13 protein-coding genes are annotated in these 16,089 nt (G+C 48.4%); 2 read left to right on the top strand and 11 right to left on the bottom strand.

The genetic code is table 11. The annotated features are described in order from the left end of the window. Positions 1–12 precede the first annotated feature (12 nt). From ADM98_RS04635 to ADM98_RS04585, 11 genes are all read right to left on the bottom strand, one after another. Positions 13–867: a DegV family protein gene (locus tag ADM98_RS04635; protein ID WP_053452460.1), complete on the bottom strand. Its 855-nt coding sequence runs from the start codon at positions 865–867 to the stop codon at positions 13–15. Between the two features lie 69 nt (positions 868–936). After that, on the bottom strand, positions 937–1,965 hold the full coding sequence (locus ADM98_RS04630) for an aldose epimerase family protein (protein WP_081637451.1): 1,029 nt from the start codon (positions 1,963–1,965) through the stop codon (positions 937–939). 92 nt (positions 1,966–2,057) lie between these two features. After that, positions 2,058–3,734 carry a LytS/YhcK type 5TM receptor domain-containing protein gene (locus ADM98_RS04625; protein ID WP_053452459.1) on the bottom strand — a complete coding sequence of 559 codons (1,677 nt, stop codon included), beginning with the start codon at positions 3,732–3,734 and terminating at the stop codon, positions 2,058–2,060. Between the two features lie 178 nt (positions 3,735–3,912). Further along, a complete protein-coding gene (locus ADM98_RS04620; RefSeq protein ID WP_053452458.1) occupies positions 3,913–5,229 on the bottom strand; it encodes a hemolysin family protein in 1,317 nt (438 codons plus the stop codon). A gap of 36 nt (positions 5,230–5,265) precedes the next feature. After that, positions 5,266–5,634: a MerR family transcriptional regulator gene (locus tag ADM98_RS17640; RefSeq protein ID WP_035399153.1), complete on the bottom strand. Its 369-nt coding sequence runs from the start codon at positions 5,632–5,634 to the stop codon at positions 5,266–5,268. A gap of 156 nt (positions 5,635–5,790) precedes the next feature. Next, a complete protein-coding gene (locus ADM98_RS04610) occupies positions 5,791–7,926 on the bottom strand; it encodes a (Fe-S)-binding protein (RefSeq protein WP_053452457.1) in 2,136 nt (711 codons plus the stop codon). 177 nt (positions 7,927–8,103) lie between these two features. Next, the gene (locus ADM98_RS04605) at positions 8,104–9,438 is read right to left on the bottom strand and encodes an alkaline phosphatase (protein WP_053452456.1); all 1,335 of its coding nucleotides are present in this window, start codon (positions 9,436–9,438) and stop codon (positions 8,104–8,106) included. Between the two features lie 104 nt (positions 9,439–9,542). Further along, positions 9,543–9,980 (bottom strand): NUDIX domain-containing protein, encoded by a 438-nt coding sequence (locus ADM98_RS04600; RefSeq protein ID WP_053452455.1) that lies wholly within the window; start codon positions 9,978–9,980, stop codon positions 9,543–9,545. A gap of 57 nt (positions 9,981–10,037) precedes the next feature. Next, positions 10,038–10,457, bottom strand: a complete 420-nt coding sequence (locus tag ADM98_RS04595; protein WP_023466820.1) for a hypothetical protein — start codon at positions 10,455–10,457, stop codon at positions 10,038–10,040. Beyond that, on the bottom strand, positions 10,447–10,869 hold the full coding sequence (locus ADM98_RS04590; protein ID WP_235147615.1) for a DUF1934 domain-containing protein: 423 nt from the start codon (positions 10,867–10,869) through the stop codon (positions 10,447–10,449). Before ADM98_RS04590 ends, ADM98_RS04595 begins: the two co-directional genes overlap by 11 nt. Positions 10,870–10,977: 108 nt before the next feature. After that, positions 10,978–12,678, bottom strand: coding sequence for a glycoside hydrolase family 13 protein (locus ADM98_RS04585; protein ID WP_052169408.1), 1,701 nt, complete (start codon positions 12,676–12,678; stop codon positions 10,978–10,980). A gap of 347 nt (positions 12,679–13,025) precedes the next feature. Here ADM98_RS04585 and ADM98_RS04580 point away from each other — a divergent pair, with 347 nt between their 5' ends. Then, entirely contained in the window at positions 13,026–14,462 is a 1,437-nt protein-coding gene (locus ADM98_RS04580; protein WP_023466816.1) for an NAD-dependent succinate-semialdehyde dehydrogenase, read from the top strand. Then, positions 14,459–16,087: an acetolactate synthase large subunit gene (locus ADM98_RS04575; RefSeq protein WP_053452454.1), complete on the top strand. Its 1,629-nt coding sequence runs from the start codon at positions 14,459–14,461 to the stop codon at positions 16,085–16,087. The genes ADM98_RS04580 and ADM98_RS04575 overlap by 4 nt, the downstream gene beginning before the upstream one ends. Positions 16,088–16,089: the final 2 nt, after the last annotated feature.

Below are 16,089 nucleotides of genomic sequence, written 5' to 3'. Positions count from 1 at the left end.
ATCCGTTTCAGTTTAATCATTCATCCAGAATAGACCGACCGTCTCTGCTCCGGCATGCGTCCCGATTGCTGGTCCGAACGTGCCTTCGAGAATCGTCAAATCTGGGAACTTCGCTGCGACTTGTTGCCGCAGTTCCGCTGCCATTTCCGGTGCCATCGTCGTCGCGACATAAATCCGGTTCTTGTAGAACGTGTGCTGACGCATCGATTCATCGATTTGTTTAACCATTTCGATGTAAGCTTTCTTTAAAGAACGTGCTTTTTTGAATGGTACGATTTTTCCTGCTTCATCCGTCGTGATGATCGGTTTGATGCTGAGTAGGTTCGCAAGGAACAAGTCACCGGATGAGACACGTCCACCCCGACGCATCGTCTCCATATTACCGACGATCATATAGAAATGGGTCTTTTTCGTCAACGCTTGTAAGGCAGCGACGATTTCCTCGACGGATTTCCCCTGTGCCGCGAGCTCCATCCCGTAACGAATGAACTCTTGTTGGTTCTCAAACGCCGTATGAGAGTCAATGATATGAACCGGGAAGCTGGCTGCTTCCGCTGCTGATGCTGAACTTTGGACGGTACTTGAGAGTCCATTCGTACAATGTACTGCAATCGCACAGTCATAGCCTTCTTCTTTCAAGCGTTCGTACGTTCCGACGAACTCTCCGAAAATTGGTTGTGATGTTTTGGCAATCAGCTTTTTGTCCGCATCAAGCGCACGGAACAGTCGCTCGACCGTGATCGCATTCTCTTGATACGCCGTATCACCGAGCAAGATTTGAATCGGTACGACATTGACGCCGATCGTTTCTGCCTCTTCCTTCGTGAAATAGGCCATACTATCGGTCACCCATGCTATTTTAGTCATTTCCCTAGCCTCCGTTAGATTCTTCTCGCTTTATCCTACCATATACAGAAGTGGAAATCGCAAGAAACGTCATGACATCATCTGAAAATGAAACGATGTACGCTTATGATAATGCTCATCGGCATGTAAGACGACGGAAGGAAAATTCGGTTGGTTGATCGCATCCGGTAATCCTTGTGTCTCAAAACAGATTCCGAGGTATGGGGTTGCGCGTCTTCCACAAATCGTAAACTCGCCCGACAAATGATTAGCAGTGTAGACGACGACTCCCGGTTGATCCGTCACGACGCGCAATCGCCGCCCGCTGATTGGCTCATCGAGAACGATTTCTCCACCCTCTCTAAGCAGGAAGGGATGATCAACCCCACTACCTGCTTGGCGGAGTTGTTCATCTGATGCATGTGTCACTTCATGCAGGGGACGGGTATCGAGAAAATCAAAGACGGTGTCTGTGACGGGGAGAATATCACCGGTCGGTACCGCATCTTTCGTCAACGGAACATAAAAAGGTGCATCCATTCGTAACAGATGCTGTTCGATCGTCGTTTTTGCTTCACCCGTCAAGTTAAAGTACGTATGATTCGTCGGACTGAATGGTGTCGAAGCTGTCGTCTCCGCTTCATAATGGATATGCAGGACGTTCTCGTCTGTCCATTCGAATGTCAGCGTGAACGACAAGTGCCCCGGATAGCCGTTCTCCCCACTCGGACTATCTAAACGTAGAACAAGTTTGTCGTCGTTGATTTCGTGCGTGAACATTCGGTTCGCCCAATTTTCGCTTCCTCCATGGAGGTGATGTTCACCCTCATTTTGTTCGAGTACATACGTCATTCCTTCCAACGCAAACGCACCATTCGCAATTCGTCCTCCGACGCGTCCGATCGTGGCGCCTAAGTGATGCGGATCATCTTGGTATTCTGATAGGTCGTCAAACGCGAGTACGACATTTTCGACCATTCCATGTTGATCCGGAACCCGGATGGCAAGAATTTTTGCGCCTCGGTTCAAGATATCGATACTATGCCCATGCACATTCTGTAACGTGAATCGTAACAAGGACTGATCTCCTAGTTGCCCTACTTCTGTTGTCGTAATCATCATTTGCTTCCTCCTGTACGATACGTTTTCCTGTTTTCGTATTTACCCTCGGAACGAGACAAAAAAACAACAATGGCAAAAGACCATTGTTGTTACAGAGACGGAAGTGGTAATCGCACTTCGATCCGAGTTCCTTGATGAATGATCGAGTGGACGTGTAATGTTGCAGTCGGACCGTATGTCACGTCTAATGCGCGTCGAATCAGGAACAGATTCGAATCCCCCGCCTCCTGTTGATCCAGTTGTTGCATCACGGCAAGCGGCATCCCTTGTCCATTATCCGTGACTTCGATGACCCAGTCCGTCGTCGCCCTAAAGGCACGGACATCAATCCGGTGATGGCGTCCTGCCTTTACGAACGCATGACGCAGTGCATTATCGACAAGCTGCGTCACAAGGAACGGGAAAACGAAGTATTCTTCAACAGCGGTCTCGATATCAAGATCGACCGTGATATCGGCAGAGGTCAGTTGATTCGGGCGACGCCGTGTTCCTTCTAGTGATAAATAGGCCTTCAGGGTCGCCAGTTCCTCACGGAGTGGATGTTCATCATGCCGCGTCGCTGCCGTCAACAGTTGAAGCAGTGCATTCAATTGATGTTTCACGGGAGTTCCCGGATCAGCTGTCCGCTGGATTTCTTCGATGATGCCTTTCAGATAGCTGACGTGTAACATCGGTTTCATCTTTCTTCCGCTTAACCGGAGCAACTGATCTTCTCGGTACATATGCAACTCTCGTGCTAATAAACGGACGAGTTGTTCCGTCATTCGCTCGACGGTGTCGTCAAATAAGTCTTTCGAAAAGTAACAGATGACGCCTGCCTTTTGACCGTTAATGCGCATAGGATGAAAGCTCAGAATTTGTCCCGTCTGCTCGTCTTCCTGTCGGACGGGTTCTTCTGCTTCGATCCATCGTTGCTCCTCGCGTCTCGGTTGCTCGCCACAGACTGCTGGTTGCTGGTCCGTCATATCGATGACGACCTCTGTCGCCCCGAGCACGACGATCCGTTGCATCTTTGTCTCCTTCAATAACGTCGCTCCGATCTGTCGCGCGACTTCCGAAGTCAATCCCTGCTTTCGTAAGGGTTGTAATGCTTGCAATAGACGATCGGATCGCTCGGTTTGCCGGACGAAGAGTGCTCCTTCGAGTCGAAGTTGTGTCCGTAAAATCATGATGAACAGTACGACCCCACATATGTTTGCGAACAGTAATGGAAAAGCGGCACGACTCATCAAATCAAGTGCTTTTGCCGTATCCGGTGCAAGTAATAGCGTGATTCCACTCTCAAACAGCAATGCTGTCAAGACGATACCGATGGGCGGAACAATTGCATAACCATCATGCAAACGCCAGCGTTTTCGATACCAGCCGCTCGCAAGTCCAGCGAGCATGGCGATGATCCAACCGGCTTCTGCCCCTAACGAACCGAGTACGTAGCGGTGTAGACCAACCAAACATCCCGTGATGCCGCCAATCACGGGTCCACCAATCAATCCGCTCGTCACGATGACAGCGAGTCGGGTATCAAGCAACAAGGCATCTTTTTCGACGGCTAATCCGAGTAACGGATCAATCGTCGTATCTTGCGAAAGTTCAATTCCTGCGTAGTTCATCAAAATACCGGATGACACGAATGCGAAGAGCAGTGGAAGATTCATTCCGCGGTCCATCTTGAATATGTATCGGGAAATGCGCCACTGGGACAATAAAAAGGCTAACAGTGCTAACATACCTAAACGACTCAGTAAGAATGGAATCTGCTCGAGCACGGAATACCTCCTCGTTTCATAGGACGCGATTTAACAATAAAGTAGCTGTAGATTACATTCCCGCTCCTCTCTGCATTCTCCTATCATGCCTGCCGAAAGTTCGCACAATCCGTCCATTCTTGATTTTTTGACTGATGCGATGAAAAAAAGCCGGTTCCTCCATGAGGAACCGACCATCTTATGCTTCTGCTTGTTCAGCTGGATGCAACCAAATCTTGACGCGGTTGATTTGATAGTTTTCCATCTCCATCACTTCGACGGAGAAGTCCGGTGTGTCGATATGCTCACCTGGCTGAAGATCGATGTTGTGCATCTGAATCCAGCCACCGATCGTATCGACATCTTCGACATTCGTAAAACGAATATTGAAACGCTCTTCCAAGTCAGCGAGCAAGACTGTACCGTCGAGTAGGAACTCGTCAGATTTGACCTGTTCGATTTCTTCGACTTCATCTGCATCGAATTCATCACGGATTTCACCGACGATTTCTTCGAGTAAGTCTTCCATCGAGACGAGACCTGCTGTTCCGCCGTATTCATCGACGACGAGAACGAGATGGGTGCGGGTCCGTTTCATCTTGCGAAGTGTCTCTTGAAGCGACGTCACTTCCGAAACAACCGGTAAATCCTTGATATAGTGTGTCACCGGATGCTCATTGCCGTTCGCATAATCCGTCAAGACTTCCTTGACGTTGACGTATCCGAGAATCCGGTCCTTATCATTTTCTTCTGTAACCGGGTAACGCGTGTACGGATTATCCATGAAGATTTCCATCAGTTCATCCTTCGTCAAACGTTCTGAGATCGTCTCCATCCGCATCCGCGGCACCATCAAGTCTTTGACGATGTGCTCATCAAACGCAAAGACGTTTTGCATGAGGGCAAGTTCCGTTTGGTTGATTTCACCACTTTGGAAACTTTGCGCCATAATGATTTTCAATTCATCTTCCGAGTGGGCTTGTTCGTGCCCTGCAGGTTTGACACCGAACAGACCGAGGAATAGGCGCGCTGAACCGTTGAGTAACCAAATGAATGGGTACATGATTTTACCGAACACATAAAGTGGACGGGCGAACAACAATGTCATGCGTTCTGCATACTGAATCGCAAGCGTCTTCGGAGCGAGTTCACCGATGACGACGTGTAAGAACGTGACGGATACGAATGCGATACCAAACGACAAGAGTGTCGAAACAGCAGCAGAGATCCCGAAGTCATCGAAGACAGGGTGCAAAATCTTTTCAACAGTTGGTTCACCAAGTGCCCCAAGACCAAGTGCTGTGACCGTGATACCAAGCTGACAGGCAGACAAGTAGTAGTCGAGATCGCCCGCGATTTTTTTCGCAAGGACGGCACTTTTGTTCCCTTCTTGAATCATTTGATCCAAACGCGACATCCGAACCTTAACGACAGCAAATTCCGATCCGACGAAAAACGCCGTCAACGCAATCAACCAGACCACTAAAAATAAATTGATGAATAATATAGTATCCAAAATCCCCTAAACAGGGGTCACCTCCATTGTTTTGTATTAAAGCTGTGCAATCAAGGAAGCAATCAATGTTAGACGCCGGGACAGTTCTAAGCGGATCGCTTGTTTTTCGACGTCCGTCGAATGTAACAAACGCTGCTCGAGTCCTTCAACCGTCGCCTGAAGTTGTTTCACTTCCTGATAAATCGTCTCCCCTGTTTTTTGTTCCCGTTCCGTAAAAGAAGCAAGAATCTCTTGCAGGGAAAGCCGTTGAGACTTCAAATATTCAATCTTTTCGATTTGATGAATGACCGATTCGTCATACAGACGGTAGCCAGAAGCGGTACGCTCTGGTGTTAACAGACCGAGTGATGTGTAGTAATCGATCGTTCGTTTTGATAAGCCGGTGGTCTCCGCGACCTGACCGATTCGAAGTAACGCCTTCCCAAAAGATTCTCACCTCCTTTCCATAGCTAGTTCTTTTATCTTATCATGTCAAAACCATACAGTAAAACGTCGCGCTTTTTAAGAGAAAAAAAACGACTACTCCCGTTCGCACGAGAATAATCGTTTCATCCCACTTTTTCATACGGTTGCGACAGGTTCTTCGACTGGTACACCGACGATCGACCGTTCCAGTAATTCAACGACATCGTACGTAGCAACCGCCTCGTCGACTTCCTTCGCCTTCGTGCCGTCACTGAGCATCGTCAGACAGTACGGACATGCTGACCCAATGACAGACGGTTGAACCGTCAACAATTGTTCCGTCCGTGCGACGTTGACGCGTGCGCCGACTTTTTCTTCTTGCCACATCATCCCGCCGCCAGCACCGCAACACATCCCTTTTTCCCGATTGCGTTCCGTCTCGACGAGCGTGATTCCTGGAATCTTCTCGAGAATATAACGTGGTGCGTCGTAAATATCATTGTAACGACCGAGATAACACGAATCGTGATAAACGACACGCTCCTTGACTTCATGGAGCGGTGTGATCCGTTTCTCGTCAATCAGTCGTGCGAGCAATTCCGTATGGTGATACACTTCCACGTCCGGACTCAGTCCGAAATCTGGATACTCGTTTTTAAATGTATTGTAGGCATGCGGATCAATCGTGACAATCTTTTTGACGCCGTATTTCTCAAATGATTTGATGTTTGCTTCTGCGAGTTCTTGGAACAAGACTTCGTTCCCGATTCGACGTGGTGTATCGCCCGAGTTTTTCTCATCGTTTCCGAGAATCGCAAACGAGATATTGGCCTCGTTCAGAATACGTGCAAACGCCATCGCGATTTTTTGACTTCGGTTATCGTACGATCCCATCGCACCAACCCAGAACAGGTACTCGAAGTCTTCGCCCGCTTTTTTCTTCTCCTTTGCTGTCGGAACGACGAGTTCATCCCTATTTTTCCGCCAGTTTTCGCGTTCTTTCCGGTTCATCCCCCACGGATTACCTTGACGTTCGATGTTCGCCATCGTCCGTTGCATCTCCGGATCCATCTTGCCTTCCATCATGACGAGATGACGACGGAGGTCGATGATCTTATCGACATGTTCGTTCATGACTGGACACTGATCTTCACAGTTCCGACAAGTCGTACACGCCCAGATTTCTTCTTCCGTAATGACGTTCCCAATCAATGAATCGGGAACGATATCCATCTGTCCGGCTGCTGCCAGGGAAGCGATTTGATTACCTTGCGATCCTTCGAACGCAAAGGCAGGTGCCCATGGCGAACGTTGAGTGATCGCTGCCGTTTTCATGTTGAGATGGTCCCGTAATTTAACGATTAAATCCATCGGCGACAGCATCTTCCCCGTTCCGCTCGCTGGGCACATATTCGTACAGCGTCCACACTCGACGCAAGCATACAGATCAACGAGCTGTTTCTGATTGAAATCTTCGATTCGGTTGACCCCGAAGCTGAATTCCGCTTCATCGTCTTCTGCCTCTTCCATGACTGATAGATCAATCGGTGCCAAACGCCCGACTTTCGACGTTCGACCGAGCCAAACGTTTGCTGTACCGGCAATCAAGTGCGCATGTTTACCTTGCGGGATGTAAACCATGAAGCTAAGTAAGAACAGTAAGTGCGCCCACCAGAAGAAAACGAATAATCCAAACGCAATTGACTCCGGCACCCAACTGAATAAGAACGCGATGCTTGAAGCAACCGGTTCACCGAGCGTCGAATGATTCTCATAGACAAGGAAGAAGCCGTTTCCGAACAGGACGGCGACCATCAAACCACCGATGAAGATCAACGCAAGACCTGCCATGAAATTCCGCTTCAAGCGGACGAGTTTCTCGACGTACCGGCGATAAAATCCCCAAACGACGGCAATCAAGATGACGAGCATGACGATTTCTTGGAAGAATGTAAAAATCGGATAAAGCGGACCGAGTGGGACGTGCGGGAAACGCTGACCGACAGCGAGTCCTTTCCAAATAAAATCGATCGCTCCGAATTGAACGAGTAAGAAGCCGTAGAACATCATGACGTGGATGGCGCCACTTTTCTTATCCTTTAATAATTTCTTTTGACCGAAGACGTTGACTAAGACCGCGTCCAATCGTTCTTTGTTCGTCAGTGTCCATTCCGCCTTTTTCCCCCGTTTAATGGCGGCATAACGACTTTTGACGAGTGACGTGAACAGATAACCCGCATAGCCGATGACGAGTAGGAAGGCAATCCAGTTGATGAGTAAAAACGTATTCATGTTCGAACAAACCCCTTTCCCCCTAAAGCAGTTGTGTTGAAATGAGTATAGCATATAATGAATGGCTATTCATTCATTTTTTTCATTTAGTTTTTACTGTGTCACACAAGCAGATAAGTACTCAAAAAAAATCAAGCAGTGGATCATCCACCGCTTGATTTAATCACGTCCAATACATCATTTTTTTAATTTCATCGCATTGGCCATCAGACCAGGGATGTCCGTATTTTCATGCAATCCACTGAACTGTTCGCTTTGTGGACCGTACGCGTAGAGCGGAACGTCAACACCTGTATGCACGGCAGTCGTCCAGCCGACATACGCTCGTTTACTGATCATCTCATTCAATGTCATGACGCGTTTCTTCGCATCCACTTTTTGCAACGTCTGAATTTCTTCAGTCGTCAAATCAAACGTCGTTTCTCGTTTGACGACAGTTGCGATGTTCGATAAGTCGTCGTTGAACTGACGAACCATCTCATCTCCCGTCGCCTTGACGTTTTTCAAGACTTCCGGTTTCGCTACGTACTCATCGTATCCACCGACGGACATACCACCTGTATCATGGTCACCGGCAACGACGACTAAAGTATGTTTATCTTTTGCAGCAAAACGAAGCACTTTTTCGACTGCCTGGTGGAACGCTTCTGCATCCTTCATCGCCCAAGCAGCATCATGCGCATGACCCGCCCAGTCGATCTGACTTCCTTCTACCATCAAGAAGAAGCCATCGCGATCTTTCTTCAATGTTTGCAGGGCTTTCGACGTCATCGTCGCAAGGCTCGGTTGATTCGTGTTTTCCCGGTCCAGTTCTGGTGCCATTCCTTCTTCTGCAAACAATCCAAGAACTTTACGACCGTCCGTCTCATTTAAACTTTCGAGTGAATCCGCATACTGGTATCCTGCTCGTTCTGCTTTCTTCACTAGATTACCAGCCTCTTGAACGCCACCATTTTTCTGATCAAAAAAGAACTTCTGACCGCCACCCAGTAAGACGTCGACTTTCATTTCATCCATGTATTGCTTCGCGATGTCCGCTTCGTTCGCGCGCGTTGCGACGTGTGATGCAAAAACAGCTGGTGTCGCATGGGTGATAGCTGATGTCGAGACAAGTCCTGTTGCTTTGCCCGCTTGATCCGCCCGATCAAGAATAGACGCCACTTCTTTTCCACTTGGATCCATACCGATTGTTCCGTTGTTTGTTTTTGTTCCTGTTGCCATCGCCGTTCCGGCAGCAGCTGAATCGGTCACTTTCGTGTTTGCCGAATACGTCCGCATCATTCCTTTTAAGTGACCGTCGAGTTCCGTCTCCTCGCCTCCTTGATACCAGCGATAATTCGTTGCATAGGCAGCTGAATAACCGTCCGGGATCATGAAGATGACATTTTTAACCTTCGCTTGTTTCGTGTTTTGTTTTGCCTCGACCGGCTGAGCCGATTCATATGTATAGCCCGCAACTCCCGTCATAAGCACTGTACCGAGAATACCTGTCGCCATCCATTTCTTGTTCATTTGTGTTTCCTCCCTGTTCACGATGATGGTTTCATCATACCGAGCGAATGTAAATGAACGATGGAGACCGCTTTAAGGAATGTAAAGAAACGATGACAGCCGAGTTACCACTTCATCTCTTCAAACATGTAATAGCCTTTGTGCTGTTCTTCTAAATATGCCGATAATGGAAGACGGACGTCTTCACTCGTGATGTACTCCGCTAACTCTGTTTGGTTGATCCACTTCGTCTCAATGATTTCTTCATCGGGATCACTTGGATCAAGTACACCACTCACTTCGCAATCAAAATAAGTCACGAGGCTGTGCGCTTGATAAGTTGGCATGAAGTTCTCCGTTAAGAAGGCAAACGACGACGATGTGACCGTCAAACCGGTTTCTTCTTCCACCTCGCGACGCAGTGCTTGCTCGAGGGTCTCTCCAGACTCAATCTGTCCACCGGGTAAGCTCCAGCGTTTCTCCTGACCCGATTGATTATGGACGATGAGCAGTTGATCGCCCTTACGGATGACCGCGACGATGATTCGATAGAGTGGATACATGACGCTTCCTCCTAAAAAGACCACCTTGCCTAAAACAAGATGGTCCACTGTGATTGTTTATTCTAAGCCGAGCGACTGTGGCAGACGGACTGCACGTGCGAAGGCATTTTTATAGTCCTTTTTCGCGACTAACTTTTCGACTTCACGGATTGCTGGATGCTGTTCGTCCGCGAACGCACCAAGAATCGTCAAGTAACGCTCGTATACTTGATCGTCTTCCTGACGTGCTTTCAAGAGCGCTGTATACAGCATGACGGTATCTTCACCGTATAAGACCGGTAATTCTTCGTTAATTAAAAGCAGTGTATCAATCGCTTCTGGATCGACCTTCGGATTATATTCCGTGATGACCTGCTCTGCGAGTCCTTCGAGTTGATCGCGCCATTCGTTGTAACGCGGCTCATCGTTCTCGAGCCACTCAAACCATTCCTCTTCCAACATCTGCTCCATTTGACGTACTGTTTGTTCAAATGCCATTCGTCTCACTCCGTTCCCAAGTTAAATCAATCATATACGTACCGACTGCTTGTCCATTCATCTTTAATGTATAGCGAAACTGCATCTGCTGCCGTTTCATCTCAATCGTCTTCGTGTCCGTTTCCATCAACATCTGACCGAATTGACTGCCATATTGGCTTTTGGTCGTCTCTCCTAAAATGAAGACGTGATGCATCGCAACAGGACCTTTGCGATTCAAAGCGATCTGGTCTTTTGACCATTTGATCGTCGTATCGATCGGTTGTTCATCCGGCTGAACGAACTTCACGGCAAAACCGTCTTTTGTTTCGAACAATGTGCCGTCCGCCTCAAGTTCGACCGATTCACGCATCGGACCATCTTCGATCGTCGTCACTTGTCGTAATGACACCGGGTACTTTACTGGTTTCACTTCTATCACCTCATCGTTTAGCGTACACGATTTTTTCGTCTGATGCACCTTCTGCTTACATGCAAGAAAAAAACGGATTCGACAACTATCGAATCCGTTCAAAACATATTAGCGCACACGGTACAGACGAGCTTCGAATGGACGAAGTTCCAGCTCTGTTCCTTCATGGTGCATCGTCGGATAGTTGCCGAGCAACATATTGTCCGAGTGCAAGATGATGTCCGTATCGATTTCTGCTGTTTCGCCTTTTAAGTTCGTAACGATCAAGAATTGTTCGTCACCAAACGTCCGTGTATACGCGTAGACTTTCGTATCTTCCGGTAAGATGAGATCATACGCGCCATAGATCAATGTCTCTTCCATCTTACGGATTTGGATCATTCGTTTGTAGAAGTTCAAGATTGAATCTTCATCTTGTTCTTGCGACGCGACGTTGATGTCCGCGTAGTTCGGGTTGACACCAAACCATGGAGATTGATTTGAGAAGCCACCGTTTTGCTCGTTCGTCCACTGCATTGGTGTGCGTGAGTTATCACGGGACGAGTTCCAGATGACTTCCATGATTTCCTCATGTGTCTTCCCGGAAGCAAGTTGCATCTCGTACATGTTTTTCGTCGCGACATCATCATAATCCGAGATGTCCGGGAATTGAACGTTCGTCATCCCAATCTCTTGTCCTTGATAGATGAACGGTGTGCCTTGCATGAAGAAATACATCATCGCAAGCGACTTCGCGCTCTCTTTCCAGTACTGTTCCTCGTCGCCCCAAAGAGAGACCGAACGAACCTTATCGTGGTTTTCGAGGTACAACGCATTCCAACCTGTTGCTTCAAGTCCTTTTTGCCATTTCGTCAGCACTTGCTTCAGTTTGACGACGTCGACGCCTTTTTCAGCGTCTGCGCGCCAGAGATCCATGTGTTCGAACTGGAAGACCATGTTCATCTTACCGTTCTCTTCTCCGACCCAGAGATCCGCTTCTTCCGGTGTGACGCCATTTGCTTCTCCGACTGTCATGATATCGTATTTCGAGAACGTCTCATCCTTCAACTCTTCGAGATACGCATGGATGCCTTCTACGTTCATATGCATATCGAATGAAGGGACATACGGCATACCAAGCGGATTCGGGAGATCAGCGAATGATTGATCCTTGTTGATGTGACTGATCGCATCGATTCGGAAACCGTCGATGCCTTTATCGAGCCACCAGTTGATCATCGTATAGACCGCTTGACGCATGTCGCGGTTTTGCCAGTTCAAGTCTGGTTGACGACGAGAGAAGACGTGCAGGAAGTACTGCTCCGTCTTTTCGTCATATTCCCATGCTGATCCACCGAAAATACTTTCCCAGTTGTTCGGTTCTCCACCATTGACCGCATCTTTCCAGATGTACCAATCGCGTTTCTCATTGTCTTTTGACGAACGTGATTCAAGGAACCACGGGTGTTCATCCGATGTGTGGTTAACGACGAGATCAAGCAAGACCTTGATGTCACGCTTATGCGCTTCTTCCATTAAGAGATCGAAGTCCGCCATCGTACCGAACTCATCCATGATGTCTTCATAATCACTAATGTCATATCCGTTATCGTCGTTCGGTGACTTGAACATCGGGCAAATCCAAAGAACGTCGACGCCAAGATCCTTCAAATAATCCAGTTTTGCGATGATACCCGGAATATCGCCGATTCCATCGTTGTTTGCATCGTAAAAGCTGCGTGGATAGATTTGGTAAGCAACTGCTTCTTTCCACCAAGCTCGTGTAATTGTTTGTTGGGCCGTTTCAGGGCGCGGTATCATTTGTGTCATGTGTCGTGAATCCTCTCGTAGGTCAGTCTTTGGGGTGTTATTTTCATTAGTTATTGAACTTCTATACACAGCGCAACCGATTGCGCAATTCCTCTACCTTCATCTTATCAAATCCACTTTTAAAGTCAATGTTTCGGGGGTGATTCCACCATTTCACATCAACGGTTGTCACTCTTCGTTCACACTGAATATTTCAGATCGTTTTACATTACATTTACTGAATTATCCTACACTGTTTATCGGTCGATTTCTACCCTTTTGCATAACCTTTCCTTCCGAAAGTGAATCTTTTTTTCTTCGTTCGGGTATACCCTTACCAATGCATGTAAAAAAGGGGGATTTTCAGGATGAAGGGACAATTCTTTATTGGTGGGCAATGGCTAGATCACGGACGAGAACGGACGGATGTTACGAATCCAGCAACTGGAGAAGTCGTCGGTAGTGTACCAAACGGAACAAAATCAGACGTCAACGACGCAGTAGAAGCAGCACGGAAGGCATTTCCTGACTGGTCGAAGCGGACAGTCTACGAACGTGCCGAACTTCTCGAGAAGTTATATGCGAAGATGATTGAGAAAAAAGATGAACTGGCTCGCCTGATGACGCTTGAAATGGGGAAACCGCTCGCTGAGTCAGAAGGTGAAGTGCAGTATGCCGCAAACTTCGTCAAATGGTTTGCAGAGGAAGGAAAACGCGCTTATGGGCGTGTCATTCCAACGCATGATGCGAGCAAACGACTTCAAGTCATCAAACAGCCGGTCGGTGTCGTTGCTGCGATCACACCATGGAATTTCCCGGCTGCCATGATTACCCGAAAGCTTGCTCCGGCACTCGTCGCCGGATGTACGTTCGTCATCAAACCACCAACAGCGACTCCGCTTACCGCGCTTCGTCTTCTTGAACTCTGTCAAGAAGTCGGGATTCCAGAAGGCGTCGTCAATGCCGTTACAGGTAGCGGGAAAGCGCTTGGTGAATCACTCGCGACACATCCACATGTCGATAAGATCACTTTCACTGGTTCAACCGAAGTTGGACGGACGCTGATGGCTCAAGGAGCAGAGACGATCAAAGCGATGTCGCTTGAACTTGGCGGACATGCACCGATTCTCGTCTTTGATGACTGTGATCTCGATTTAGCTGTCGCTGAGACGATTAAGTCGAAATTCCGTAATGGCGGTCAAACGTGCGTCTGCGGAAACCGGATTTACGTATCCGACTCGATCTATGATGCGTTCGTTGAAAAACTCGGGCAAGAGACAGCGAAGCTGAAGACCGGAAATGGTCTTGATGCTGAGACGAAGATTGGACCGATGATCAATAAAGCGGGTTACGATAAAGTCAAAAAACATGTTGATGATGCGACATCCGCTGGTGCACGAGTCGTCACGGGCGGAACAGGAACGACGGATGAGGAGAACGATGTCTATTATTATGAAGCAACCGTTCTCGCGGACGTAAAACCCGGCATGCTGATCATGAACGAGGAGACGTTCGGACCTGTTGCTCCCGTCCAGCGTGTCAGTTCTGATGAGGAAGCGGTTCGTTACGCCAACCAGACACCATTCGGTCTCGCTTCGTATGTCTTTACGAAGGATTACGCCCGTGCGATTCGCGCGATCGAAGGGCTTGATTACGGAATCGTCGGCTGGAATGATGGTGTTCCTTCTGCTGCGCAAGCACCATTTGGTGGAATGAAACAATCCGGTCTCGGACGCGAAGGTGGTAGTGAAGGACTCGAAGCCTATCTCGAGACGAAGTACATTTCAATCGGTGGACTAGCGTGAACGCGGCGGATTGGTTCGTCCAATGTTTAGAGGCAGAGGGCGTCACGCATATCTTTGGTGTTCCCGGTGAGGAAAACATCACATTACTCGAATCACTCAGTCGTTCGTCGATCACGTTCATCACGACGCGTCACGAAACGAATGCTGCGTTCATGGCAGCGATGTTCGGTCGCCTGAGTGGACGACCGGGTGTCTGCCTATCGACACTTGGTCCCGGTGCGACCAATATGATGACCGGTATTGCAAGTGCGACGATGGATCATTCCCCTGTCGTCGCGATCACAGGTCAAGGAGCGACAGCACGGCAACACAAAGCATCGCATCAAATATTTGACCTCGTAGACCTCTATCGTCCGGTCACGAAGTCTAGTACATCCGTTCTGTCGGCGGAGGTCATTCCGGAAATCGTGCGACGTGCCTTCGCGACAGCAAAAAGTGAAAAACCAGGTTCAACCCATATCTCTTTTCCAGAAGACATCGCAACACAAGAACGTGATCAAGCAGCGACACCCTTACAGCAGGACAGTACACCAACGCATCTCCATTCCCTGACGATTGATGATCCTGACGCCTTACGTCTGATCGAACGAGCAAAACGTCCGGTCATCATTGCTGGATTTGGCATTCATCGGCAACAAGCACTTGATGCGTTTCGAGCATTCGTCGAAAAGCTCCAAGCTCCCGTCGTCGAGACGATGATGGGAAAAGGAGCGATTTCTTCACACCATCCGCTTGCCGCACACACAATCGGTTTACCAGACGTCGATTACAACCAACGGATTCTCGATTCGAGTGACCTCATCATTACGGTGGGCTACGATATTACGGAGTTACCTCCGCAAAAATGGAATCCGAAAAAGACACCGATCGTCCATTTGGATACGAATCCTCACGAAATCGATGCTTATTATCCGGTTGTCGCGAACGTAGTCGGACCACTCGTCGATATGCTGACTGTATTGACTCCTTTACTGCCCGAGCGTGCGTGGAACGACTGGCAACAAGATCGCGATAAATTACGCGACGAGATTCAAGAAACGTACTCGCTTGCCCTGCCTTTACATCCTCAAAGTATCGTCCGTGAACTCGAACGAACTGTCGGGGAGGATGGCATGGTCTTCTCGGACGTTGGTGCACACAAAGTCTGGCTCGCACGCCATTATCAAACGACACGTCCGGATCAGTTATTCATTTCCAACGGATTTGCTTCGATGGGCTATGGTTTATCGAGTGCGCTCGCAGCCAAGCTGTTATATCCGGACCGGCGAATCGCCTGTGCCGCTGGAGATGGTGCCTTTTTGATGAATGGACAAGATCTCGAGACCGCTGTTCGTCTGAAGCTTCCGCTCGTCGTATTGATTTGGCGTGACGGAACCTATGGACTGATTGAATGGAAACAACAACAAGCGTTTGGGCGTTCGTCTTACATCACGTTTGACAATCCAGACCTCGTTCAACTGGCTCATGCTTTCGGCGCACTCGGTCTCCGTGTCGGTGAACACGGCTCCCTCGCACATTGTCTTGACCAAGCATTTGCAAGTGATGGACCCGTTTTGATTGACTGTCCGGTCGATTACCGGGAAAATCTAAAGTTAAGTGAACGTCTCCGGACGTATGGAGGATGATA

It is taken from the genome of Exiguobacterium sp. BMC-KP, from assembly GCF_001275385.1.
GTDB lineage: Bacteria > Bacillota > Bacilli > Exiguobacteriales > Exiguobacteriaceae > Exiguobacterium_A.
Note: the sequence above shows the minus strand (reverse complement) of the source record. Positions and strands in the feature narration are given on the sequence as shown.

Bases quoted from the DNA above. Each gene is read 5' to 3' on its own strand.
- ADM98_RS04605 (WP_053452456.1), bottom strand. From the start codon at position 9,438: ATGAACAAGAAATGGATGGCGACAGGTATTCTCGGTACAGTGCTTATG.
- ADM98_RS04610 (WP_053452457.1), bottom strand. From the start codon at position 7,926: ATGAATACGTTTTTACTCATCAACTGGATTGCCTTCCTACTCGTCATC.
- ADM98_RS04585 (WP_052169408.1), bottom strand. From the start codon at position 12,678: ATGACACAAATGATACCGCGCCCTGAAACGGCCCAACAAACAATTACA.
- ADM98_RS04595 (WP_023466820.1), bottom strand. From the start codon at position 10,457: ATGGCATTTGAACAAACAGTACGTCAAATGGAGCAGATGTTGGAAGAG.
- ADM98_RS04580 (WP_023466816.1), top strand. From the start codon at position 13,026: ATGAAGGGACAATTCTTTATTGGTGGGCAATGGCTAGATCACGGACGA.
- ADM98_RS04630 (WP_081637451.1), bottom strand. From the start codon at position 1,965: ATGATTACGACAACAGAAGTAGGGCAACTAGGAGATCAGTCCTTGTTA.
- ADM98_RS04635 (WP_053452460.1), bottom strand. From the start codon at position 867: ATGACTAAAATAGCATGGGTGACCGATAGTATGGCCTATTTCACGAAG.
- ADM98_RS04600 (WP_053452455.1), bottom strand. From the start codon at position 9,980: ATGTATCCACTCTATCGAATCATCGTCGCGGTCATCCGTAAGGGCGAT.